Origin of the sequence: Sphingomonas sp. NPDC079357 (assembly GCF_044901155.1) — a bacterium.
Classification (GTDB): Bacteria; Pseudomonadota; Alphaproteobacteria; order Sphingomonadales; family Sphingomonadaceae; genus Sphingomonas.
In genome coordinates this window covers 172517-194356 of sequence record NZ_JBJDOM010000003.1, presented here as the reverse complement: position 1 = coordinate 194356, position 21840 = coordinate 172517, and the positions used below count along the sequence as shown (strand labels likewise).

At 69.0% G+C, this 21840-nt stretch carries 19 protein-coding genes and 1 tRNA gene; 14 read left to right on the top strand and 6 right to left on the bottom strand.

Annotated features, from left to right (window positions below; genetic code table 11):
• Window positions 1-50: 50 nt before the first annotated feature.
• The gene (locus tag ACI2JO_RS12555; protein ID WP_404721033.1) at window positions 51-1913 is read right to left on the bottom strand and encodes a M61 family metallopeptidase; all 1863 of its coding nucleotides are present in this window, start codon (window positions 1911-1913) and stop codon (window positions 51-53) included.
• Between the two features lie 171 nt (window positions 1914-2084).
• On the opposite strand from ACI2JO_RS12555, the gene ACI2JO_RS12550 reads away from it, so the two are divergent.
• From ACI2JO_RS12550 to ACI2JO_RS12520, 7 genes are all read left to right on the top strand, one after another.
• On the top strand, window positions 2085-3092 hold the full coding sequence (locus ACI2JO_RS12550; protein ID WP_404721032.1) for an SDR family oxidoreductase: 1008 nt from the start codon (window positions 2085-2087) through the stop codon (window positions 3090-3092).
• Window positions 3093-3170: 78 nt separating this feature from the next.
• Window positions 3171-3545: a response regulator gene (locus ACI2JO_RS12545; RefSeq protein ID WP_404721031.1), complete on the top strand. Its 375-nt coding sequence runs from the start codon at window positions 3171-3173 to the stop codon at window positions 3543-3545.
• Between the two features lie 157 nt (window positions 3546-3702).
• Window positions 3703-3948 (top strand): translation initiation factor IF-1, encoded by a 246-nt coding sequence (infA, locus tag ACI2JO_RS12540; RefSeq protein ID WP_022685627.1) that lies wholly within the window; start codon window positions 3703-3705, stop codon window positions 3946-3948.
• A 49-nt stretch (window positions 3949-3997) separates the two neighbouring features.
• The gene (locus ACI2JO_RS12535; protein WP_404721030.1) at window positions 3998-4570 is read left to right on the top strand and encodes a Maf family protein; all 573 of its coding nucleotides are present in this window, start codon (window positions 3998-4000) and stop codon (window positions 4568-4570) included.
• Window positions 4563-5486, top strand: a complete 924-nt coding sequence (locus ACI2JO_RS12530) for a ribonuclease (RefSeq protein ID WP_404721029.1) — start codon at window positions 4563-4565, stop codon at window positions 5484-5486. The genes ACI2JO_RS12535 and ACI2JO_RS12530 overlap by 8 nt, the downstream gene beginning before the upstream one ends.
• The gene (locus ACI2JO_RS12525; RefSeq protein ID WP_404721028.1) at window positions 5486-5659 is read left to right on the top strand and encodes a DNA gyrase inhibitor YacG; all 174 of its coding nucleotides are present in this window, start codon (window positions 5486-5488) and stop codon (window positions 5657-5659) included. Before ACI2JO_RS12530 ends, ACI2JO_RS12525 begins: the two co-directional genes overlap by 1 nt.
• A gap of 30 nt (window positions 5660-5689) precedes the next feature.
• Window positions 5690-5765 (top strand) — tRNA-Phe (locus ACI2JO_RS12520).
• 81 nt (window positions 5766-5846) lie between these two features.
• On the opposite strand, the gene ACI2JO_RS12515 is transcribed toward ACI2JO_RS12520, so the two are convergent.
• Complete coding sequence (locus tag ACI2JO_RS12515; RefSeq protein WP_404721027.1) at window positions 5847-6293, bottom strand: IclR family transcriptional regulator C-terminal domain-containing protein; 447 nt, start codon at window positions 6291-6293, stop codon at window positions 5847-5849.
• A 260-nt stretch (window positions 6294-6553) separates the two neighbouring features.
• On the opposite strand from ACI2JO_RS12515, the gene ACI2JO_RS12510 reads away from it, so the two are divergent.
• The 7 genes from ACI2JO_RS12510 to ACI2JO_RS12480 all read left to right on the top strand — a co-directional run bounded on the left by ACI2JO_RS12510 (window position 6554) and on the right by ACI2JO_RS12480 (window position 18684).
• Window positions 6554-7105 (top strand): alpha-L-fucosidase, encoded by a 552-nt coding sequence (locus tag ACI2JO_RS12510; RefSeq protein WP_404721026.1) that lies wholly within the window; start codon window positions 6554-6556, stop codon window positions 7103-7105.
• A gap of 39 nt (window positions 7106-7144) precedes the next feature.
• A complete protein-coding gene (locus ACI2JO_RS12505) occupies window positions 7145-9211 on the top strand; it encodes a beta-galactosidase (protein ID WP_404721025.1) in 2067 nt (688 codons plus the stop codon).
• A 451-nt stretch (window positions 9212-9662) separates the two neighbouring features.
• Complete coding sequence (locus ACI2JO_RS12500; RefSeq protein ID WP_404721024.1) at window positions 9663-10937, top strand: PQQ-dependent sugar dehydrogenase; 1275 nt, start codon at window positions 9663-9665, stop codon at window positions 10935-10937.
• A gap of 132 nt (window positions 10938-11069) precedes the next feature.
• Window positions 11070-11933 carry a hypothetical protein gene (locus ACI2JO_RS12495; RefSeq protein ID WP_404721023.1) on the top strand — a complete coding sequence of 288 codons (864 nt, stop codon included), beginning with the start codon at window positions 11070-11072 and terminating at the stop codon, window positions 11931-11933.
• Window positions 11934-11944: 11 nt separating this feature from the next.
• The gene (locus ACI2JO_RS12490; protein ID WP_404721022.1) at window positions 11945-12388 is read left to right on the top strand and encodes a hypothetical protein; all 444 of its coding nucleotides are present in this window, start codon (window positions 11945-11947) and stop codon (window positions 12386-12388) included.
• A 37-nt stretch (window positions 12389-12425) separates the two neighbouring features.
• Complete coding sequence (locus tag ACI2JO_RS12485; protein WP_404721021.1) at window positions 12426-13565, top strand: hypothetical protein; 1140 nt, start codon at window positions 12426-12428, stop codon at window positions 13563-13565.
• A 184-nt stretch (window positions 13566-13749) separates the two neighbouring features.
• Window positions 13750-18684, top strand: a complete 4935-nt coding sequence (locus ACI2JO_RS12480; protein WP_404721020.1) for a hypothetical protein — start codon at window positions 13750-13752, stop codon at window positions 18682-18684.
• Between the two features lie 6 nt (window positions 18685-18690).
• On the opposite strand, the gene ACI2JO_RS12475 is transcribed toward ACI2JO_RS12480, so the two are convergent.
• Genes ACI2JO_RS12475 through ACI2JO_RS12460 form a run of 4 tightly spaced genes read right to left on the bottom strand, consistent with a single transcriptional unit; the run spans window position 18691 to window position 21742 of the window.
• A complete protein-coding gene (locus tag ACI2JO_RS12475) occupies window positions 18691-19062 on the bottom strand; it encodes a response regulator (protein ID WP_404721019.1) in 372 nt (123 codons plus the stop codon).
• Complete coding sequence (locus ACI2JO_RS12470) at window positions 19059-19967, bottom strand: ATP-binding protein (RefSeq protein WP_404721018.1); 909 nt, start codon at window positions 19965-19967, stop codon at window positions 19059-19061. Before ACI2JO_RS12470 ends, ACI2JO_RS12475 begins: the two co-directional genes overlap by 4 nt.
• A gap of 54 nt (window positions 19968-20021) precedes the next feature.
• Entirely contained in the window at window positions 20022-21128 is a 1107-nt protein-coding gene (locus tag ACI2JO_RS12465; protein WP_404721017.1) for a CHASE3 domain-containing protein, read from the bottom strand.
• Window positions 21125-21742, bottom strand: coding sequence for a response regulator (locus ACI2JO_RS12460; RefSeq protein WP_404721016.1), 618 nt, complete (start codon window positions 21740-21742; stop codon window positions 21125-21127). The genes ACI2JO_RS12465 and ACI2JO_RS12460 overlap by 4 nt, the downstream gene beginning before the upstream one ends.
• Window positions 21743-21840 lie beyond the last annotated feature (98 nt).

Genomic DNA, 21840 nt, shown 5'->3' with positions numbered 1-21840 from the left:
CCTGTGTCAATAAGTGACACACGCACCACGATCTAAATCTAACAGGTTAATCATCCGTCAAGCCATTCGGCGCGGAAGGCGCGCTGCTTGCCGCTCAACTTGCCACCGGTCGCCTCCACGCGAACAATTTCCAGACGCGGGTCGGCCAGTGCCCGAACGCTGCGCTGCTGCTCGATACCTTGTCGTGCAAAGCGGATTGTCATCGTCTGCCCCGGTGTGAGCCGCTCCAGCACCGCAGCCCAACCCGCGGCATCGACGATCGCCGCGCCGTCGACCGCGACGATCCGGTCGCCCGCGTCCAGTCCGACGGTATCGAGCGGCGAGCCCAACACGGGCGCAGCGTGGAGCACCACACCCGTCGGGCCCGCGCTCGCCTGCGGCGCGCCGATCCAGCCGTGCCGCGGCGCGGCGGGGCGCAGCACCAGCCCCGCCTGCGCGAGCAGCGGCGCGAAATCGGGCAGGCCGCTGGCGTTGACCGTGCTCGCGAAGAAACCGTCGGCAAAGGCGGCGTCGCCGGTGACGGTCGCCAGCCCGCGCCGCAGGTCATCGGGCGTATAGGGCCGCTCCGTACGGCCATGGGTCTGCCACAGATAACGCATCACGTCGTCGAGCGACCGCTTGGGAAAGCGCTGCCGGATCGACAGGTCAAGCGCCAGCGCCACGACCTGCCCATAAGGATAATAAGACAGGAACACGTCCGGCGCGACGGGATCGATCGACGTGGCGGCGTCGGCGAACGGCGCGCGCAGGCTCATTTCCTGTGGCCCGCCGTTGCGACGTGCCGGCGAAAACAGCACGGTGTTGAGCGCGCCCGCGGTCGTCCGCGCCCAGCCGTCGATGTCGGTCAGCCCCGCGCGACGCAGCATCAACGGCCCGTAATAATTGGTGAACCCCTCCGCGAACCATAAGGATGGCGTGGCATTGGCGCGCGTGAAGTCGAACGGCTCCAGCTCACGCGGACGCAACCGCTCGACGTTCCAGGCGTGGAAGAACTCATGCGAGATCGTCGAGAGCTGCCCGGCGTTGGTGCCATCCAGCGGCGTCGGCGTGGTCACGACCGTCGAGTTGCGGTGCTCCATCCCGTCGCCCGAGATCTGCGGCGTGTAATCGGCGAGGAAGGTGTAGCTGCCATGGTCGAAGCGTGGCCATTCGCCGAACAGCTTGCGGTGCTGCGGGATCAACTGCTTCACCTGCGCCGCCAGCCGGTCGACATCGGCGGGGGAGCCGCCGTGATGCACCGCCAGCCGGATCGTATAGCGCTGTTTGCCCTCCCCGACCGGCCACTCGCGCACGTCCTGCCGCGCGACCTCGATCGGGCTGTCCATCAGATATTGCAGATCGGGCGCGGTAAAGGTGTTCGGCTGCCCCGCCACCGCCGGCAATTGCGTCGCGATCGTCCAGCCCGCGTCGGGCGACACGATCCGCACCCGCACCGGCGCGGCATCGAAGCCGGTCGCCCACATCAGCGCGGCGGGCGGGTTTATGTGCGCGTGGCTCGTGTCGATCTGCGCGTAGGTGCCGTCGCCGCGATTGCCGAACAGCGTATAGCTGACCACCACCGTCCCGTCGTGCCCGGCGACGCTCCAGCCGTACGGATCGTTGCGCGTCAGCGGCAATGGCCGTCCCGCCCCGTCATGCGCGGTTACTGCGAAGACGTTCTTGGCGAATTCGTGGAGCGCGTAGCGGCCCGGCGATGACCGGGCCATCTGCACGCGGAGCGGCCCGGCGGGCACGCCGCGAAACGTCGCGACGATCTGCGCGCGATGATGTGCGGCGTCGGGGAAGGACAGGTCGTATCGAACCTCGCGCGCCGGTTGCGCATTCGCCGGCGTCGCCAGCAACAGCCCGCCCGCCACCATCATTGCCGCCGTCCGCACGTCCGTCTCCTCCGCCGCAAGCCGTCCCTTGAGCACGCGCGGCGCGCCTCGGCAATCACCCTGTCGGCGCGCGAATCTTCAACGGGGATGAACCGATGGCGACACGGCGGGTTACGAAAGGAAGGTTCGCAAAATAATGGAATGACTTACGATGCTCGATCCGCGCCCAGCGCCGCCGCGTCCTCCGTCCGAAACGGGAGGCGGCCGATGACCCCGACCCTCAAGCCGCTTGCCGATCAGGTCATGGTCATCACCGGTGCCAGTTCCGGGATCGGCCTTGTCACGGCGCGTCTCGCGGCCAGGCGCGGTGCACGCGTCGTACTGGTGTCGCGCGACGGCGACGCATTGGTGCGGATCGTGCGCGAGATCACCGACGCTGGCGGCCATGCCGAATTCGCGACCGCTGATGTCGGCGACCTGCGCGACGTTCAACGCGCGGCGACGAAGGCCGTTGAGCGCTTCGGCCGGATCGACACCTGGGTCAACGACGCGGGCGTCGCGATCTACGCCAAGTTGCTCGACACGCCGATGGACGAGCATGAGCAGTTGTTGCGCACCAATTATTTCGGCGCGGTTCACGGCTGCCTCACGGCGGTCGAGCATCTGCAACGCGCCGGCGGCGCGCTCATCACGATCGGCTCGATCGTCTCCGATATTCCCAGCCCCGGCATGGGCGCCTACGCCGCCAGCAAGCATGCGGTGAAAGGCTATGTCGATTCGCTGCGGATCGAAATCAACGCCGATCGCCTGCCGATCTCGGTGACGCTCATCAAGCCGTCGGGGATCGACACGCCGATCGCCGACCATGCCGCCAACCATCTCGACGGCGCGGCGCTGTTGCCGCCGCCGGTCTATGATCCCGAACTGGTTGCCGAGGCGATCCTCGACGCGGCGCAGCATCGTCGCCGTGACGTAACGGTGGGCGGCACCGGGCGGCTGGAGGTGCTGACCGCGCAGCATTTTCCCAGGCTGCTCGATCGGCTCGGCGGCACGTTGCTGCCGTGGCTGCGCGATCCGAAGCGTGCGCCGAGCCCGCACGACAATCTCGCCGCGCCGGTCGCCAACGGCGAAGAGCGGTCGCAGGATCAGCATGGCCGCCGCCTCAGCGTCTATGAAACGGCCGGCCGGCATCCGCTCGCCACCGCCACCGCCGCCGGGGCGGCGATGGGACTCGCCGCATTGGCCTTTTTGGGCCAGCGCCGGGTTGACCGATAGGTGCGGAGGCGGAATGTCTGTGCATCTCGCCAACGAAGGTGTGGCTATCTTGCCTAAGCAACGACATGTCGGCGTGAAATGACCAAACGGTCCCCCACCACGGTGCTGATCGTCGAGGACGAACTGTTCGTCCGCATGATCGGCGCAGATGCGCTCGAAGAGGCCGGCTATTCCGTCATCGAGGCTGCGAGCGCCGACGAGGCGCTGGCGGTGCTGGAGGAGGCTGACGACGTCGAGGTGCTGTTCACCGACATCAGGATGCCGGGGTCGATGGACGGACTGAGGCTGGCCGAGATCGTTCATGAACGATGGCCGGCGATCCGCATCCTGCTCACCTCGGGTGACACCCGCCCGTCGCGAGCCGACATTCCCGACGACGGTCGTTTCCTCGCCAAACCCTATCGCTTCGAAAGCCTGTCGCGCGAATTGACGAGCCTGCTCGACGGGCGCTGACCACCGTTGCCATTGTCGCCCCGGACTTGATCCGGCGTCGCACCTCACCTATGTCTCCGGCGACGCGGGCGCCATTGCGGCGCCCTCCTTCGCGCGCCTTTCCTTTTTTCGTCTTCTCGGCTAAGGCCGCGCGCACTCAACGCGAAAGAGACCCCGTTTGGCGAAAGAAGAACTCCTCGAGATGCGCGGGCAGGTGGTGGAGCTGCTCCCCAATGCGATGTTCCGCGTCCGGCTCGAGAACGATCACGAAATCCTCGGCCACACCGCCGGCAAGATGCGCAAGAACCGCATCCGCGTGCTGGTCGGCGACGAAGTCCTGGTGGAACTCACCCCCTATGATCTGACCAAGGGGCGGATCACCTACCGCTTCATGCCGGGTCGCGGCGGCCCCGGCCCGTCCTGACGCGCCCCGTCCTGATTTCAACCTCGCGCCCGCGACCGGGCGTGCGATCATGACCCGGCTCGTCCTCGCCTCCTCCTCGCCGCGCCGTCGCGACCTGCTCGCGCGGATCGGTGTCGTGCCCGACCGGATCGTCGCGCCCGAGATCGACGAGACGCCGCAGCCGCGCGAACTGCCGCGCGCCTATGCGCTGCGCCTTGCGGTCGAAAAGGCGCGCGCGGTCCAGCGCGCGGCGGACGAGGCGGTGCTGGCCGGCGACACCACGATCGCGCTCGGCCGCCGCATCCTGCCCCCCGCCGCCGACGAGGCGATCCAGCGCGAGTTGCTGGGGCTGCTCTCCGGGCGCCGCCATCATGCCCTGTCGGCGGTCTGCGCGATCGCGCCCAACGGGACCGAGCGCGTCCGGCTCGCCGACACGATCGTCGCCTTCAAGCCGCTCTCCCCTGCCGAGATCGACGCTTACGTGGCGTGCGGTGAGGGGCTGGGCAAGGCCGGCGGCTATGCGATCCAGGGCCGTGCCGAGGCGTTCGTGCGCTTCCTTCACGGCAGCCATTCGGGCGTGATCGGCCTGCCGCTGTTCGAGACCCGCGCGCTGCTCGCGGCGAGCGGCGTCGCCGTTGGCTGAATGGCTCTATGAGGACGGGATCGGCGAGGCGCGCGCCGCGCTGGTCGCCGGGGACCGCCTCCTCGCCGCGCGCGTCGAACTGCCCGAGACCCTGCGCGTCGGCACCGTCGCGCGCGCGCGCCTGACCGAAAAGCTGGTCGCAACGCTCGACGACGGGCAGGAGGTGATGCTCGACCGCGCCCCGTCCGGCGTGACGCTCGGCGCGATGACCACGATCGAGGTGACGCGCGAGGCGATCCCCGAACCCGGCCGCGCCAAGCGTCCGCGTGCGCGCGTCACCGACGCCCCCCCCGCCGCGGGTCCCGATCTGCTCGCGCGCATCACCGCCTCGCCGCACGCGGTCCGCACGCTCCGCCCACATCAGCCCGACGCGCTTGAGGCAGCGGGCTGGTCGGAGGTGATCGAGGAAGCGCGGACCGGCGAGATCGCCTTCGCGGGCGGCGCGCTGCGCATGACCCCGACCCCGGCGATGACGCTGTTCGACGTCGACGGAGACGGCCCTCTCGATCAGCTCGCGGTGCGCGCCGCCACCGCCGTCGCGCGCGCGATCCGCCGGCACGCGATCGGCGGGTCGATCGGCATCGACTTTCCCAGCATCGCCGGCAAGGCGCTCCGGCAGGAGGTCGCCGCCGCGCTCGACGCCGCGCTGCCGCCACCGTTCGAGCGCACCGCGGTCAACGGCTTCGGCTTCCTCCAGGTCGTCCGCCCGCGCCCCCGGGCCTCGCTGCCCGAGCGGGTCCGCGACGATCCGACGGGTGCCGCCGCCCGCGCGGCGCTGCGCCAGCTTGAACGTGTTCCGCCCGACGCGCCGAATGCGATGCGTTTGCGCCCCGCGGTGCGCGAGCGGCTCGAATCCCGTCCCGATTGGATCGCAACACTGGTACGCCGCACCGGTCGTGCCCCGTATTTTGATTGATGAACATGTCCCGCTGCCCGATCTGCACCGCCCCGACGGTGCCCGACCATGCGCCCTTCTGCAGCCGCGGCTGCAAGGATCGCGACCTGTTGCAATGGCTTGGCGAGGGGTATCGCCTGCCCGGTGAAACAATCGACACGGAATCGCTGGACAGCCGCCCCGACACCGATTAGGGGACGCGCCTCGCCGCTGAAAAGCGGTGCGCCCAAGTAGCTCAGTTGGTAGAGCATGCGACTGAAAATCGCAGTGTCGGTGGTTCGATCCCGCCCTTGGGCACCATCCCCCCCGCTCCTGGTATCGTCGCTCGCGTCAGAGCTATCGCAGGACGTGGCGCCGCCCGCATGACGGTCGGCCCGGCAGTTACGCCGTCGACGCGAGGCTGCCCGTGACGTCCGCCGCTGCACTTGCAAGCAACTCGCGCGCGGCATCGATGTCGATTGTCTGCGATCCGTCGATCAGGCGAAGGAACGGGATCGTCAGCGCCGCGGCAACCAGCCCGTCGAAACCGAAGACCGGGTAGCTGAGGTCGTTAATGCCCAATGTGATCGGGCTCTTGCGTTGCGCGAACCCGCCCTTGCGGATCAACGCGAGCTGCCGATTCAGCGCATCGCGGTCGACAGGGCCGCTCGCACTCAATGCGCGCGCGATCGTCGTCACGCGGTCCTCGTCGGCCGCGAATGCCAGCAACACCTTGTCCGAACAGCTTGCGAGAAGATCAACGCGCGCCCCCAGCCGCAAGGCGAGACCGCGGGTGCCCGGATTGTGCTTGCGCGCAATGATCAGTCCGCTGCCCCCGTTGATGACCACGAGGTGGCACGACTGGCCGGAATCGACTGCCAGCCGGCGCCTGACCGGCGGGCGACATCGACCAGATTGTACGCGGGTGTCGAACGATAGGCGAGCGAAAGCAGCTTGTTGGTGACCGTGTAGCGATCGTTCGCTGCTGACGCCTGATCGACACGAGCCCCCCCGCCAACCAACCTGCTGAACTAGGGAGATACGACCATCGCGTAACTTGCAAAATGAAAACACGCCGCAAGTATGATAATGGCAGGGAAAGTGCGGCGATGGTGGGCTGGAGCAAGCGCGAGTTCATGGCGGGATCGCTGGCCGCCGCCGCAATCGCCAGGGAGGCGTCCGCCAGTATACCGTCGATCGCGCCCGGCCGCTTCACGCCGACAGTCGCCTCGCTGCTGGGCTACCAGGCGCCCGACTGTTTTCGGGATGGCAGGTCCGGGATCTGGGCGCACCGGGGGCCGCAAGCAGTGCCGCGTCAGGGCGACTGGTACGCGCGGTTCATGTATTGCCCGGGCCACCCGCATTACGCCCATCACGTGAAGACGTACGGGCATCCGCCCGATTTCGGATACAAGGACATCATCCCGCTGTGGACCGCCGAGCGGTTCGATCCCGAGGCACTGATGCCGCGCCATGCCGCGGCGGGCGCCCGCTACTTCGTGTCGATGGGCGTGCACCACGACAACTTCGACCGGCGAGTCCGCCTGCTCGGCCATCCGACCACCGTCACCTTCCGGCAGACCGATCGCGCGCTGGTGATCGACTGCCCCGAACGACTTCCGACGCGTCATGCCAGCGCGTTCGAGGTCAGTTTCGCCTGATCATCCTGCTCTTCCTCTTCTTGACGGAACCGCCTGCTTATGTCGCTCAAGCATCTTGCCGCCTTCGCCCTGGTCGCCGGGATCGCGATCCCTGCCTCGTCGGTGCGCGCGGCCCCCGATGCCGCCGCTCCCGCCTTGGTGCCGACCCCGACGCTCGACGGCCGACTGTTCGTTGGCGCCTGTTACCAGCCGGTCGACCGCTCTCCCGCCCAGATCGCCGCCGACATCGCGATCATGAAGCGCGCGGGCTTCACGATGGTCCGGATGGGCGACCTCTCGTGGGACTCGTTCGAGCCCGCCGAAGGGCAATTTCGCTTCGAATGGTTCGATCGCGTGCTCGACCAGATGAACGCCGCCGGGATCAAGGTAATCCTCGACGTGCCCGGCCTGCCCGCCCCCGGCTGGCTGCACAAAAACTATCCGGGCGCCGACATCGTGTCGCAGGACGGTGCACGCCGCCACGCCGCCTCGCGCTACTGGGACGATATCAGCGATCCCGATTATCGGCGACGCGTCACCGCGCTGGCGGAAGCGATGCTGACGCGCTGGGGCAAGCATCCCGCTGTGATCGCGGTCGGCTACGACAATGAGGTGGGCAGCTCGCCGATGTCCTATTCGCCCGGCGTGAAGCAGCGGTTCACGGAGTGGTTGCGGCAGCGTTACGGCTCGATCGAGGCGCTCAACACCGCCTGGGCCACGCAACGCTGGTCACGCCGGATCGCCGACTGGGACTCGGTCGACCTGCCTTATGGCGACGGGCCCGGACCAAACGAGCGCAATCTCGACCTGCATCGCTTCTGGTCCGAGCAGACGGTCGCCGCGCTGACGGAGATCGACGCGGTCCGCGCGCGCGTCGCCCCGCGGCTGCCCGCAATCTCGAACCTCTGGCCCGAGGCGGGCAACAAGGGCTTCGACTTCCTGCGTAGCTGGGATCGCTACGCCACGTTCGGCGCGCTTGGTTTCTATCCCGGTGACGCGCTGGGTGCGGCGTTTCAGGTGATGATGATGCGCGCGGGCAGCCCCCGCCCGGTCTGGTTCAACGAGTTCACCGCGGGCGGCGGCGGCGACTATGGCACGCCGGGCCGTTCGCGCATGTGGGCCTATTTCGGGCTGCTCACCTACTCGCAAACCTTCCTTGCCTGGACGTTCAACTCGCATCTGGGCGGCGAGGAACAATCGCTGTTCGGATTGATCGACCATGATGATCGGCCGTCGTGGAAGGTCGACGAGTTCAAACGGATCGCCAGCGAGTTCCGCAAGGTACAGACACTGGGCTTCCCGCGGCAGGGCACACCGCCCGTGGCGATCGGCTATTCGTTCCAGACCAACTGGCTGCTCACCCCGCCTCCGGGCCCGAACACGATGAAGCAATATTTCGTCGGCAATTACCAGGATCAGGCCAAGGCGGCGTTTCAGCCGTTCTTCGAGGACAATGTCGACGCGGCGGTGATCGACGTCGCGCATGATGCGATCGACAGCTACAAACTGGTGGTGCTCCCCAGCGCCTATGTCATGGACGCGCCCGGGGCGGCCGCGCTGCGTCGCTACGTCGAACGTGGCGGCACGGTGGTGATGACCGGTTATTCGGCCAAGGCGGACGTGACGGGCCAGTGGTTCGATACGCCGCTGCCTGGCCGCTTGAGCGACGTCTTCGGCTTGCGCACCAGCGCCTTCTATCGCGCGGCGACACCGCTGAAGATGACGTTCGATGGACAGACGATCACCGGTACCGACCCGTATTACGAGGTGCTCGAGCCCGCCGGTGCGACCGTCGTGGCAAGGTTCGACGGCCTGCCTGACGCCCCGCCGGCCATCACATCGCATCGCTTCGGCAAGGGCCGAGCGATCTATCTGGCCGCGGCGCCGCAGGCGGCGCTGCTCGGGCCGCTATTGCGCTCGCTCTATGGCGAACTCGGCATCGCGCGCGGGCCGGTCACGCCGGCCGGGGTGGTGGCGCGGACCGTTAAGGGTCGCACGCTGTTCGTGAACACCGGCAGCACCCCCGCCAACGTGACGCTGCCCAGAGGCGGGCGCGACCTGCTGTCGGGAAGCGCCGTCGGCGGCACCCTCCGGCTGGCGAGCTATGGCACGGCGATGATCGAGTAAACGTCGCCGGCCCGGCGCCATGGCTCGGCAAGGTGCCGGCCCCGCGGGGCGCCTGGATAAGCCCGCTGCCGCGATCGAGCTGTCTTCCCCGCGGTTGCGCGTGATCTGGACGCCCGAAATGCGCTGCAGCGCCTCGGCGACGGTGGTATCCGGCGGCCGCCCGACATTATAAAACGCCGTCTTTATCTACCCGTCTTGAAGATTGGAGATCCCAAGCTTCATCATAGATCATATATGATAACTCGCTCTCGATCATGAGGCTGCGCGCGTCACCGAGACGCGGGCGCAAGTCCTGCCCGGCTCTCCGATCCGACCAGCCGCCCCCCGCTGTCACGTCGCATGCCACGGCCGTCCATGCCGGTTCTGAAAAGTTGCGGCACATCAGAGAAGCAAGGCTGGTGCGCCGCTCGCTTGTCGGCCAGAACGTGCTTCTCTTTCAGGAAGGTACTCCGTGGTTCGACAACTACCGGTCGCCGTGGCGATGATCTCGATACTTGCGGCTTGTGGGTCGTCGCAGGATGCCAAACAGGCGGCCACCGCCAACCCCGGCGCAAGTGCCGCCCCGGTCAATTACGGCAGCGCCACGCCCGCCAAGGTCAAGCCGTTCAAGGCGACGCCGGTCGCGAGCTTCGACTCGCCCTGGGCGCTCGCCTTTCTGCCCGACCGGCGGATGCTCGTCACCGAGAAGCCGGGCCGTCTGTGGCTGGTTGCCGCCAACGGGCAGAAGCAGCAGGTCTCCGGCGTTCCGGCCGTCCATTTCGAGGGTCAGGGCGGATTGCTGTTCGTCGCGGTGTCACCGACCTATGCGCAGAACGGCCAGGTTTACCTCACCTATTCCGAGCCCGGCGAAGGCGGTGATGGTCTGGCGCTCGCCCGCGCCACGCTCGACGTCAGCGGCGCGCAGCCCGCGCTCAGGAACCTTGAAGTGGTCTGGCGTCAGCTTCCGCGCGGCAAGGGCGGGCAGTTCGGCGGCTATATCGCCTTCTCGCCGGACGGCCGCTACCTGTTCCTGACCTCGGGCGAGCGGCAGCGCTTCACCCCGGCGCAAGACCCCGATCAGGCGCTGGGCAAGATCCTGCGGCTGACGCTCGACGGCAAGCCGGCGCCGGGCAATCCGGGTACGGGCAAGACGGGGTCGACGACGATCGGTATCATCGACCCGCCCGAAAATACCGGCGCCGCCGCCAAGGCGGCGGTCCGCACGGCGACGATGCCCGCTCCGAACCTCACCCCTGCCGAGACATGGAGCAGCGGGCACCGCAATCCCTACGGCCTCGCATTCGATTCGAAGGGGCAGCTCTGGGAAACGGAGATGGGACCGCAGGGCGGCGACGAGTTGAACAGGATCGAGCCCGGCCGCAATTACGGCTGGCCGCTGGTGTCCTATGGCAAGAACTACGACGACACGCCGATCCCGTCGCACAAGGGCAACACCCGCTTCCAGCAGCCCGCGCTCTATTGGGATCCGATCGTCGCCCCGGCCGGCTTGTCCTTCTACGAAGGCAATCTGTTCCCGCAGTGGCGTGGTTCGGCGTTCATCGGTGGACTCGCCTCGACCGCGCTGATCCGCATCGCGTTCGACGGCAACGTCCCGCGCGAGGCCGAGCGCTGGGACATGGGCGCGCGCATCCGCGCGGTGATGACCGGCCCGGACGGCGCGCTGTGGCTGCTCGAGGATGGCGACGGCGGGCGGCTGCTGCGGCTGACCCCGGATCGTGCCGGCTGAACCGCACTCTCTTTGCCCCCGCCTAAGACTTAGGTCGAATTGGCTTATGGTGCAGATGCTTAGCTAGCAGGTGCTTAACTACTTCTGCCGCTCAACGGCCCTCGTGCCCGCACTGGTGGGGCGAGGAGTTCGATGGCGCGACGCGGAACAGGCTGGTGGGGGACGATCGTGGCGGCGCTGGCCGCCACGCCGCTTGCCGCCGCGACGCCTGCGGGAACGACGATCGCCAACACCGCGCGGCTGACGCTGGTCGTGGGCGATGCGACGCCCGTCACGCTCGACAGCAACACCGTCACGATCGCGGTCGGCGCGCTGGTCGAGGCCGCGATTACGGCGGAGCGTCCCACCGTCGCGATCGCGACCACGCCGCAGCCGCTCGCCTTCCTCGTCACCAATCCCGGCAATGCTACCACCGTCTATCGACTGGGCGCCGCTGCCGACCACGATGGCGTGACGGTCACGACGATCGCCGCCGACAGCGACGGCGACGGTCGCTATGATCCGGCGCGCGATCGCATCGCCACGACGATAACGCTGGCGGCGGGCGCGCAGCAGCGCCTGTTCGTCCTCGCCAGCGGCACGCTGACCTCCGGCACGGCGATCACCGCCACCGCCACCGCCGACACTCCTGCCGCTACGACCGTCGGCACGACCGGCGGGCGGGCCAGCGCCGCCGTCCGGCTGGTCGAGACCACCGCCCCCGCCGCCCGGCTCGACAAGGCGCAGTCGGTCGCCGCGCCGGGCGGCGGCGTGCGCGCGGTCACGGGCGCGGTCGTCACCTACACGCTTACCGCCCGCTTCGCACGCGACTGCGCCGCCGCCGAGATCACCGACGCCATCCCCGACGGCATGCGCTTCGTGCCGGGCAGCATCACGCTCGACGACCAGCCGCTCGCGGATTCCGGCCGGCTGGAGGGCACCACCGTGCGCGTCGCGCTGGGCGACATGCCCGCCGGCGCGGTCCGCCAGATCCGCTTCAACGCCATCATCCTGTGAGGAACATGCTTATGCCGATCCGCTCGCTCCTTCTGCTGGCCGCCACCGCCCTCGCAGCGCCGGCGCTCGCCACCGGGCCGCTGCAGGTCACGTCGCAGGTGATGGTCGAGGCCAAACAGCGCGCCGCCGACGGCAGCACGAGGATCACCCTGGTCCCGGCGGCGCGCGTCGTGCCCGGCGACCGCGTCGTGTTCACGCTCGCCTACCGCAACACCGGCGCGCAGCCGCTGGCCGACCTCGTCTTCGACAATCCAGTCCCGCAGGGCGTCGCCTATCGCGCCCCCGCCCCGCACAGCCCCGTCCCCGAGCTGTCGGTCGACGGCCGCCATTACGGCACGCTCGCGCAGCTTGGTGACGCCGGCCCCGACGCTGTCACGCACGTCCGCTGGCGGCTCGCCCGCCCGCTCGCGCCCGGCGCGTCGGGCACCTTCGCCTTCCAGGCGGTGCTCAAGTGATCGCTCTCCCCATTATCGCTGAAGGAAAGACGTTCCCATGTTCGTGAAGAGGACCATCGCGCTGCTGCTCGCCGGGGTCGCGGCCGCCGCGCTCGGCAGCGGTGCGGCGCAGGCGCAGACGCCCGCCGCGCAGCTCACCACCGCCGGCACGCGCATCGACAACACCGCGTCGGTGACCTATTCGGTCAACGGCACCAACCAGTCGATCCAGTCGACCACCGCATCGTTCGTCGTCGACAAGAAGGTGAACTTCACCGTCGTCACCGCGCAGACCGGGCCGACGATCGTCAATCTGAGCGACCAGAATGTCGTCACCACCTTCCGCGTCACCAACCTGACCAACGACGTGCAGGATTTCCTGCTCGATCCCGATCAGCAGACGCTATCGCTGGGGCTGTTCCCCGGCAGCGACAATTTCGACGTCACCTCGCTGCGCGCCTATGTCGATTCGAACGGCAACGGCCGCTATGACGCGGGTGTCGATACGCAGACTTATATCGACGAACTCGCCCCCGATGCGTCCGCGACCGTGTTCATCGTCGGCAACGTCCCCAATCAGCCCGGGGCGCAATATGCCTATAACTCGCTCCACGTCATCGCTGCGGCTGGCGGCCAGGCGAACACGCAGGGTGCGGTCCTGATCGGCACCGATCTCAACCTCGCCGGCGCCGACAATGTCGTCGACATCGTCTTCGCCGATGACGACAGCGACGGCGGTCTGACCGGCGACATCGCCCGCAACGGTCAGGGCCGTGCCTATTCGGGCTGGCACGTCGCGGTGAACAATGTCGCGCTCAGCGTCACCAAATCCGCGCGCGTGCTGGCCGACGGCCTCGGCTCCGCCAACCCGAAGGCGATCCCCGGCGCGACGGTCGAATATTGCCTGCTTGTCCGCAACGCGACGCTGACCACCGGCGCAACCGGCGTGACGCTGACCGACGCGATCCCCGGCCACACCACCTACGTTCCCGGCTCGATCTCGATCGGCACCCCGGGCGCGCTGGGGGCGGCATGCAACGTCAATGGCTCGACCGAGGATGACGACGACAACGACGGCACCGAAACCGACGGCTACACCGCCGCCTTCGACGGGATCGGCAAGAACGTGACGGTCAACCTCGCCACTGTCAGCGGCGGCGGCTCGGTCGCCGCGTCGTTCAAGGTCACGATCGACTAGGCCGATTGCCGATCGGCTGCATCATCTCCCCCGTTCGTGCCTGAGCCTGTCGAAGCCCGTGTCCCGCCACACGCCCTCCGAAAAGCTCAGGACAAACGGTGCGTAGCCGGGCACCGGGCGAAGGCACCCACTAACCCCCACCAACCACCCCGGCGCGCCCCCGCGCGCCGGGCAGGGATCCCTCATGCCCGTTGTCGCCGCCCGATCACTGCTGGCCTATGCCCGTACGCTGGTGATCGTGGCGCTGTGCCTGCTCGCCGCGCTGCCCGTCGCGGCACAGACGACGCGCATCGCGAATACCGCGCAACTCTCGTTCGGCGCACCCGATGCCCGCGCCACGATCACGTCGAACACCGTGACGCTCGATGTCGACCGCACGCGCCATCCGACCGCGCTCAGCTTCCGCCTGCCGCCGATCGGCTATCAGTTCAGCGGAATGCGGTGCGACACCGTGCCGGAGCTGCGCTTCTCGCCCGCGCCGATCGACGCCGCCGACCTCGCGCGCGCCGCGCCGCTGCGCACGATCGACACGCGCCAGCCGATGATCATCGTGCTCGACGCGCCAGGCGAAAACCACGATCCGGCGGTGCGCGAGACCGGCTACATCGACGTCGACACCGACCGCGGCGTGTTCAAATTGCCGCTGTTCGAAACCGGTGCGAACACCGGCGTCTTCGCCGGCGGCGTCCCGCGCGGCGGCGATTATCCGGAACTGTCGGCGTGCGATCCCACGCGCTCGCGCACCCCGAAGCTGCGCATGTCGTTCGCGGGCAACGAATTCAGCGACGCGAGCGAGGCGTTGCTGCTGGTCGACCCCGCCGGCTACGTCTTCGATTCCGCCACCGGCGCGTTGATCGACGGCGCTGAGGTGTCGCTGCTCGACGCCGATGATAACCTTGTTACCGTCTATGGCGACGACGGCATCAGCGCCTATCCCTCGACCGTGATCAGCGGCAGCGGCGCGTACGATGCGAGCGGCCGGCACTATCCCTTCTCGAACGGCAATTATCGCTTTCCTCTGGTCGCGCCGGGCACCTATCACCTGCGCGTCGTTCCGCCCGGCAAGTACGCCGCGCCCTCGACACGCGACCGCGCCGATCTGGCGACATTGCGCGATCCAGGAGGGAAATCCTTTCTTATCAACGACGCGTCGTTCGGCTTGCCGTTCACGATCAAGTCGCCCGAGCCCTTCTATTCCGACATTCCGCTCGACCGCAGCGGCGACACCGTCCTGTTGGTGACGAAGACCGCCTCGACGCGCGAAGCCGCTCCCGGCGACGTGGTCCAGTATCGCGTGACCGTCACCAACCGCGGCGACATGCCCGCGCGCAATATCGCGGTGACCGACCTGCTTCCCGCCGCCTTGCGCTATCAACCCGGCTCGACGCGCGGCGCCGCCGAACCCGTGCGGGGTACCGACGCGCACAAGCTCGACTTCGTCATTCCGATCATCGCCCCGCGCGCCACCGCTGAGCTGCGCTATGCGGTGACGATCGCGATGGGCGCGAAATCGGGCGAGACCGTCAACCGCGTGCTGGCGAGCGGCAGCGCTGGCGCCACCGGTAACGAGGCAGCGGCGGCGATCAACATCCGCCCGCTGCTGTTCAGCGACGGCTTCACCGTGATCGGCCGCGTAACCGAAGGCGCGTGTGGCGATCCGGCGCAGGGCCGGCGCGGCGTGCGCGGCATCCGCCTGCTGCTCGAGGACGGCACGTTCGTCGTCACCGACAAGGACGGACTCTACCATTTCGAGGGCGTTCGCGCCGGGCGGCACGTCGTCGCGCTCGACCGGGCCTCGGTGCCCGCCAGCCACGAACCGGTCGCCTGCGACGCCGACACGCGGCAGGCCGGCAGCGCCACCTCGCGCTTTGTCGAGAGCGACGGCGGCCTGCTCAAGCGCGTCGACTTTCAGCTCCGCCCGACCGGCCGCACCGCCACCGCCGACGCCGCGCTGCCGGTCCCGGTGCGCAGCGACGGCGCGGCGTCAGGCGCGGGGCGCGACTGGTTCGTCGGCGAGACGCCCGGCACCGCCTTCCTCTTCCCGACCGCCGATCACAATCCGCGCGCGCCCGCGATCCGCGTCGTCATCAAGCATCGCCCCGGTCAGCGCGTCGCGCTGACCATCAATGGTGTCGCCACCGACCCGCTCGCCTTTGACGGCACCGACATCGATACCGGCGGGACGATCGCGATCGCGCGCTGGTCGGGTGTGCCGGTCGTGGCGGGCGACAACCGGCTGGTCGCGCGCGTGCTCGACGCCGATGGCCGCGTCGCCGCGACGCTGTCGCAGGTCGTCCATTATGCCGGCGCGCCCGCGCAGGTCGTCGCGGTCGCCGACAAGAGCCGGCTCGTCGCCGATGGCCTCACCCGCCCGCTGCTCGCGCTGCGCGCCACCGATGCGCAGGGAAAGCCGGTGCGCGCCGGCACCTTGCTCACCGTCCGCGTCGCCGCGCCCTATGCGGTCGCCGAGGAGATCGCGATCGCGCAGGAACGCCGCCACATCGCGGACGGCACGACGCACAGCGCGCAGGTGGTCGGCGACGACGGCTACGCCTTCATCGCGCTCGAACCGACGATGCAGAGCGGGCAGGTCCGCGCGCAGATCGACCTTGCCGATCGCGACACCCGCCGCACGATCGACGTTACCGGCTGGCTCGCCGCTCCCGCGCGCGGGCTGACCGTCGTCGGCTTCGGCGCGGGCACGCTGGGCTTCGACACGCTGCGCCGCCATGGCGAGCCGCTGGTGCGCGGCCGGCTGGTGCGTGACGGGCAGCTCGCCTTCTACGCCAAGGGACGGATCAAGGGTTCGTGGCTCGCAACGCTCGCCTATGACAGCGACCGCCAGCGCGACCGCACGCGCGGACTGCTGGGCACGATCGACCCCGACCGCTATTACACCGTCTACGGCGACGGCACGCGGCAGGGCTATGACGCGCCGACCGACCGCAAATTGTACCTTCGGCTCGAGCGCCGCGACGTCTATGCGCTGTTCGGCGATTACGAGACCGGGCTGACCGCGACGCGGCTCGGCCGCTACAGCCGCACGCTGAACGGCGTGAAGGCCGAATATGACGGTCGCCGCCTGCTGTTCAGCGCCTTCGCCGCCCACACCGACGAGCGTTATGCGCGCGACGAGATCCCCGGAAACGGCCTGTCCGGCCCATACCGCCTCGCCGCGCGTGACATCGTCCCCAACAGCGACAAGTTGCGGATCGAGGTCCGCGACCGCTTCCGCCCCGAACGCGTCGTCGCGACCACGCTGATGACGCGCCACATCGATTACGACATCGACGCCGATGCGGGCACGATCCGCTTCCGCGAGCCGGTGTTGACCCGCGATCCGAGCCTCAACCCGGTGGTGATCGTCGTCGACTACGAAACCTACGGCCGCGGCCGCAAGAAGGTCGCTGGCGGGCGCGGCGCGGTGCGGCTGGCGGGCGGCAAGGTCGAGGTCGGCGCGACCGCGCTCCACGACGAGACCACCGCCACCGCCGACCTGCTCGCGGTCGACCTGCGCGCACGACTGACCGCCACCACCGAGCTGCGCGCCGAGGCGGCGAGCGGCGGACGCGGCGGGCTCGACGCCGGCCGCGCGTGGCTCGCCGAGGCCGAGCATCACGGCCCGCGCGCCGACGTGCTGGTCTACGCGCGGCAGCAGGATCGCGACTTCGGCGTGTCGCAGCAGAATGTCGTCGAGGCCGGCGCGCGCCGTGTCGGGGTCGACAGCCGCGTGCAACTTTCGCCGCGCGTGTCACTGATCGCGACCGGCTGGCACCAGCAACAGCTCGACGGCCCCGAAACGCGCACCGCGCTCGATGCACGGCTCGAATATCGGCGCGACCGCGGCACCGTCTTCGCCGGCACCCAACTCGCCAGCGATCGTGGCGTCACCGGGCGCGACCGCAGCTCGCATTTGCTCACACTGGGCGGCACGCAGTCGGTCCTCGACGGCAAGCTGACCGTCACCGGCCAGACGCAATTCGCACCCGGCGGCGCGGCAGAGAGCCGCGACTTTCCCGCGCGTCATCAATTGCTTGCCGGCTACCGCCTCACGCCGGGCGTGCGACTGATCGGCGGCTATGAAGTCGCTCCAGGTGTCGCCCGGACCGGGCGCGTCGGGTTCGACGTCGCGCCGTGGACCGGCGGCAAGCTATTGACGACGCTCAATCAACAGGCGTCGGGCCGCGAGGATGCGCAGCGGCTGTTCGCGCAATATGGCCTCAGCCAGTCGCTCCCGCTCGGCACGCGCTGGATCGTCGACGCCTCGCTCGACGCCAGCTCGACGCTGCGCGGCCACGCTGCTCCCGGGACGATCTCCGCCTTCGGCTCGCTTGCTCCGGGTGTGACCGTACAGGACAATGGCGGCGGTGATTATGCCGCAATTACAATGGGCGCCAGCTATCGCGCCCCGCGCTGGTCGTGGAACGGCCGTGGCGAATATCGCGCCAGTGCGCAGGGCAATCGCTTCGGTCTGACGACCAACCTCTTGCGACCGCTGGGCGAAGGCCGCTCGCTCGCCTTCGGAGTCCGTTGGTACGGCATCGGCAATGCCTCGTCGCTCACCGCCGATGCGGCGCTGGCGTGGCGACCGATCGACAGCCGCTGGTCGATCCTCGAGCGATTGCAATGGCGTGACGACCGGGCCGGCGCGGGCACCATCGTCGGCAACTTGCTCGGCATCACGGCGGGCGGCGACCTGTTCCAGGCGACGCGGCGCGCGATCAACAACATCGCGGTCAATTACCGCAGCGGCGCGGAAGGCGACGGCCACGGTGTGGAAATGACGCTCTATCATGGCCTCAAGTGGGTGCGCGGCAGCTTCGGACGCGACGATTACACCGGCCTTACGCAGATCGTCGGCGCGGAGGTCCGCCGCGACCTCGGCGCGCATGTCGACCTCGGGGTGCAGGGCTCGCTCCAGCACGGCATCACCAGCCGCACGCTGGCGTTCAGCGCCGGGCCGAACATCGGCGTCTCGCCCGTGCGCGACTTGTGGATCAGCGCAGGCTACAACGTCACCGGCTATCGCGACCGCGATCTTGCGCAGGATCGCTACACCCGGCGCGGGCCGTTCCTGACGGTGCGCCTCAAGCTCGACCGCAACGCCCCGCCGCGCTGAGCGGCGTCACGCCAGCAATGCTCGCACCTGCGCTGCCAGCGTAAGCGGCTCGAAAGGCTTGACGATCACCCCGACCGCCCCTGCGGCGCGCAACGCCGCCACTTCGTGGTCGCGGCTGTGCGCGGTCATGAAGATCACCGGCAGGCCCGGCACGATCGCCCGCAGCATCCGGAACAGCGCCGGCCCGTCCATCACCGGCATCGTCACGTCGAGCAGCGCCGCATCGAACCCGGATCCCGTGCGGACCGCCGCCAGCGCCTCCTCCGCCGTCCCGACCGCGACCGGCACGATCGCCCGATCAAGCCCCAGCGACAGCGTGACGATCGCGCGGATGTCGGCGTCGTCATCGACGAACAGCAGCCGTAGCGGCTCCGTCACCGTCGCGCCTCCATCTCGCGCAGCAGCCGCCGTACCGTGTCGATCACCGCCGCCAGATCATGCCGCCCCTTGACCAGGATCGCGGTCGCCCGCCGCGCGATCTCCGGCGACACCTCCGCGCCGGACAGCAGGACCAGTGGAACCGGCCGCCCTTCCCGATCGACCAGCTCGGGGAGCAGCACCGCGCCGTTCCCGCCGTCCACGGTGATATCGAGCACCGCCAGCGACGGTCCGCCTCCCCGCAAGACCACGCGCGCCTCTTCGACGCCGGCAACGCAGACGCAGGTCGCGACATCCTCAAGCGCGGCGATCATCGCCTCGCACAATTGGTGATCGTCATCGATGTGCAGGAGCAGCGGCCGCCCCTCCCGCCCCGCCGTCCCGTGCGGCGGTGTCGGTAAGAGCGGCAGATCGAATGCGAACCGCGTTCCGCCGCCCGGAAGGTCCTCGAACCAGATCGTGCCGTCCATGCGCCGTACGATCTCACGCGCGATCGCAAGTCCCAGCCCGGTCCCGCCCGCGGCCCGCTGCGACTGGAACCGATCGAACAATCGTGCGCGCAGATCCGCGGGCACCCCCGCTCCAAGGTCGTCGACGCTCACGCGCGCGCGCGCGGCGGCCACCTCGGCGCGCAGCGTCACCGTCTCGCCGCGCGCGGAGGCCTGGATCGCGTTCGACACAAGATTGGCCACGACCTGCAGCAACCGCCCCGCATCGCCTGCCACCATGATCGGGGCAGCCGCGGTGACGTCGACCAGCGTCACCTCATGCCGCCGGGCGACCCCCTCACCGTCGAGCGCGGCCTGCGCGGTGATTGAGCGCAGATCGAGTGGCGCGGATGCAATGGCCAGTTGCCCGCTCTCCAGGCGGTCGATCTCCAGCATATCGTTGATCAGGCGGATCAATCGCCGCGCATTATTGTCGGCGATCGCGATCAGGCGCTCCGCCTGCGCCGGCCATTACCCCGCCTTGCCGGCGCGCAGCAGCGCCAGCGACCCGACCACGGAGGTCAGCGGGGTCCGCAATTCGTGGCCGACCGTCGAGATCAGCTCGTCCTTGGCGCGCGCGATCCGCAGCCGGTCGGACGCATCGCGCAGCGACAGCACCAGCCGGTCACCGTCCGGCCTGTGCATCACCCCGATCGCGACATCGACGGGCACGTCGCTGCCGTCGCGCCGGCGTGCGATCTGATCGGAGAAGATGCCGCCCGCCGTGCCGGTGCCGGTTCGCGCGCGCAGATCACCCAAAGCCGCATGGGAAGGAAGCACCGTCGCCAGATCGCGATCAGCCAACTCCGCCGCGGTGTATCCCAGCAGTTCGTACCCCGCGGCGTTGATCGTCTCGATCCGCCCGTCAGTGGTGACGATCAGCAGCGTGTCGGTCGTGCTCGCCAGGATCGCCGCATGACGCGTCGCCGCGTCGTGCGCGGCATGGGCCGCCGCGTGGCGATGCGACTGCGAACGCCACAACATCATGACGATGCCCAGCAGAATCAGGCTGACCAGCGCGCCGACCACTTCGAGCAACCGGTAACTGTCGTCGCGATGCTGCCGGAACGCGGCCGAGCGCTCGGCGGTGCGCCCGCGCTCCGCGTCGGCCGCGTCCGCCACTGCCGCGCGCAATCCGTCCATGATCCGCTTGCCGCGCCCGGATGCGACCTCGCGCCGCATCGCCTCGGTTTCCCCGCGATCGAACAGCGCGATCGTCTGATCCAGTTCCGCGAACTTGGCCGCGATCGCCGGGCGCAACGCACGTCCCGCCGTCCCCGCTTCGATCAGCAAGCGCGCCACCTCCGCACGCGCCGGCGCGTAAGGTGTCAGAAAGGCGCGATCGCCGGTCAGCAACAGCCCACGCTGCGCGGTTTCGGCATCCTTGACTGCCGACAGCAGCAGCAACAGCGCGCGCTCGCGCTCGAAGGATCGAGCCGCCTCTGCCTGCGCCTCCAGCGACCGCGCATGCTCGATGCCCGTCCAGCCGATCAACCCCGCCAGCAGCAGCGGCGTCAGCGTCGCGATCAGGACGAAGCGCCACCGCGACGGCGCCGCCGGTGGCGCAAGTGCGGTCACGGCGCCGCGCGGCCGATCAGCGACCGCGCCGCGAGCAGCGCCTGCGCCCGGTTACTGACCCCCAGCTTGCGGAAGATCACGGTCAGATGCGCCTTGATGGTCGCCTCGGTGACGCCCAGTTCGCGCGCGATATGCTTGTTCGCCCGCCCGTCCGCCAGCGCCAGCATCACTGCACGCTGCGCATTGGACAAGGACGCCAGCCGCGTGAGCAGGTCGTCCAACTCCGTCGCGCCCGCCGCCGCCCCGGCCGGGAAGACGCGCTGACCGCCATCGACGCGCCGCAAGTCGTCGGCCAGCGCGTCTAGCGGCAGGCTCTTGAAGAGATACCCCGCCGCCCCGACCGCGCGTGCCGCCTCCACCAGACGCGGTTCCTCACTGGCGGTGACGACGACGATCGGCGTCGTCGGCGCCTCCATCTGCAACGTCATCAGTCCGGAAAAGCCGCGCGCATCGGGAAGGTGGAAGTCGAGCAGGATCATCCGCAACGGCGCGCGCCGCGCAAGCGCACGTGCTTCTCTGATCGAACCGGATGCGACCACGGAAACGCCAGGCAACGCCGCCCGCACGGCCATCGCCAACCCCTCGCGGGTCAGCGGATGGTCGTCCGCGATCAAGGCGCGCCCTCCCAACCTGCGTCCGTCTTCTGCCATGCCGCCATGGTTGCAGTTGTTATCGGTATCGAAGATCGTCCCCCCTGAGTGGACTGTCCAGA

Excerpts from the sequence above, each read along its gene's own strand:
- ACI2JO_RS12550 (WP_404721032.1), top strand. The coding sequence starts at position 2,085 with ATGACCCCGACCCTCAAGCCGCTTGCCGATCAGGTCATGGTCATCACC.
- ACI2JO_RS12545 (WP_404721031.1), top strand. The coding sequence starts at position 3,171 with ATGACCAAACGGTCCCCCACCACGGTGCTGATCGTCGAGGACGAACTG.
- ACI2JO_RS12535 (WP_404721030.1), top strand. The coding sequence starts at position 3,998 with ATGACCCGGCTCGTCCTCGCCTCCTCCTCGCCGCGCCGTCGCGACCTG.
- ACI2JO_RS12525 (WP_404721028.1), top strand. The coding sequence starts at position 5,486 with ATGAACATGTCCCGCTGCCCGATCTGCACCGCCCCGACGGTGCCCGAC.
- ACI2JO_RS12510 (WP_404721026.1), top strand. The coding sequence starts at position 6,554 with ATGGTGGGCTGGAGCAAGCGCGAGTTCATGGCGGGATCGCTGGCCGCC.
- ACI2JO_RS12505 (WP_404721025.1), top strand. The coding sequence starts at position 7,145 with ATGTCGCTCAAGCATCTTGCCGCCTTCGCCCTGGTCGCCGGGATCGCG.
- ACI2JO_RS12495 (WP_404721023.1), top strand. The coding sequence starts at position 11,070 with ATGGCGCGACGCGGAACAGGCTGGTGGGGGACGATCGTGGCGGCGCTG.
- ACI2JO_RS12490 (WP_404721022.1), top strand. The coding sequence starts at position 11,945 with ATGCCGATCCGCTCGCTCCTTCTGCTGGCCGCCACCGCCCTCGCAGCG.
- ACI2JO_RS12485 (WP_404721021.1), top strand. The coding sequence starts at position 12,426 with ATGTTCGTGAAGAGGACCATCGCGCTGCTGCTCGCCGGGGTCGCGGCC.
- ACI2JO_RS12480 (WP_404721020.1), top strand. The coding sequence starts at position 13,750 with ATGCCCGTTGTCGCCGCCCGATCACTGCTGGCCTATGCCCGTACGCTG.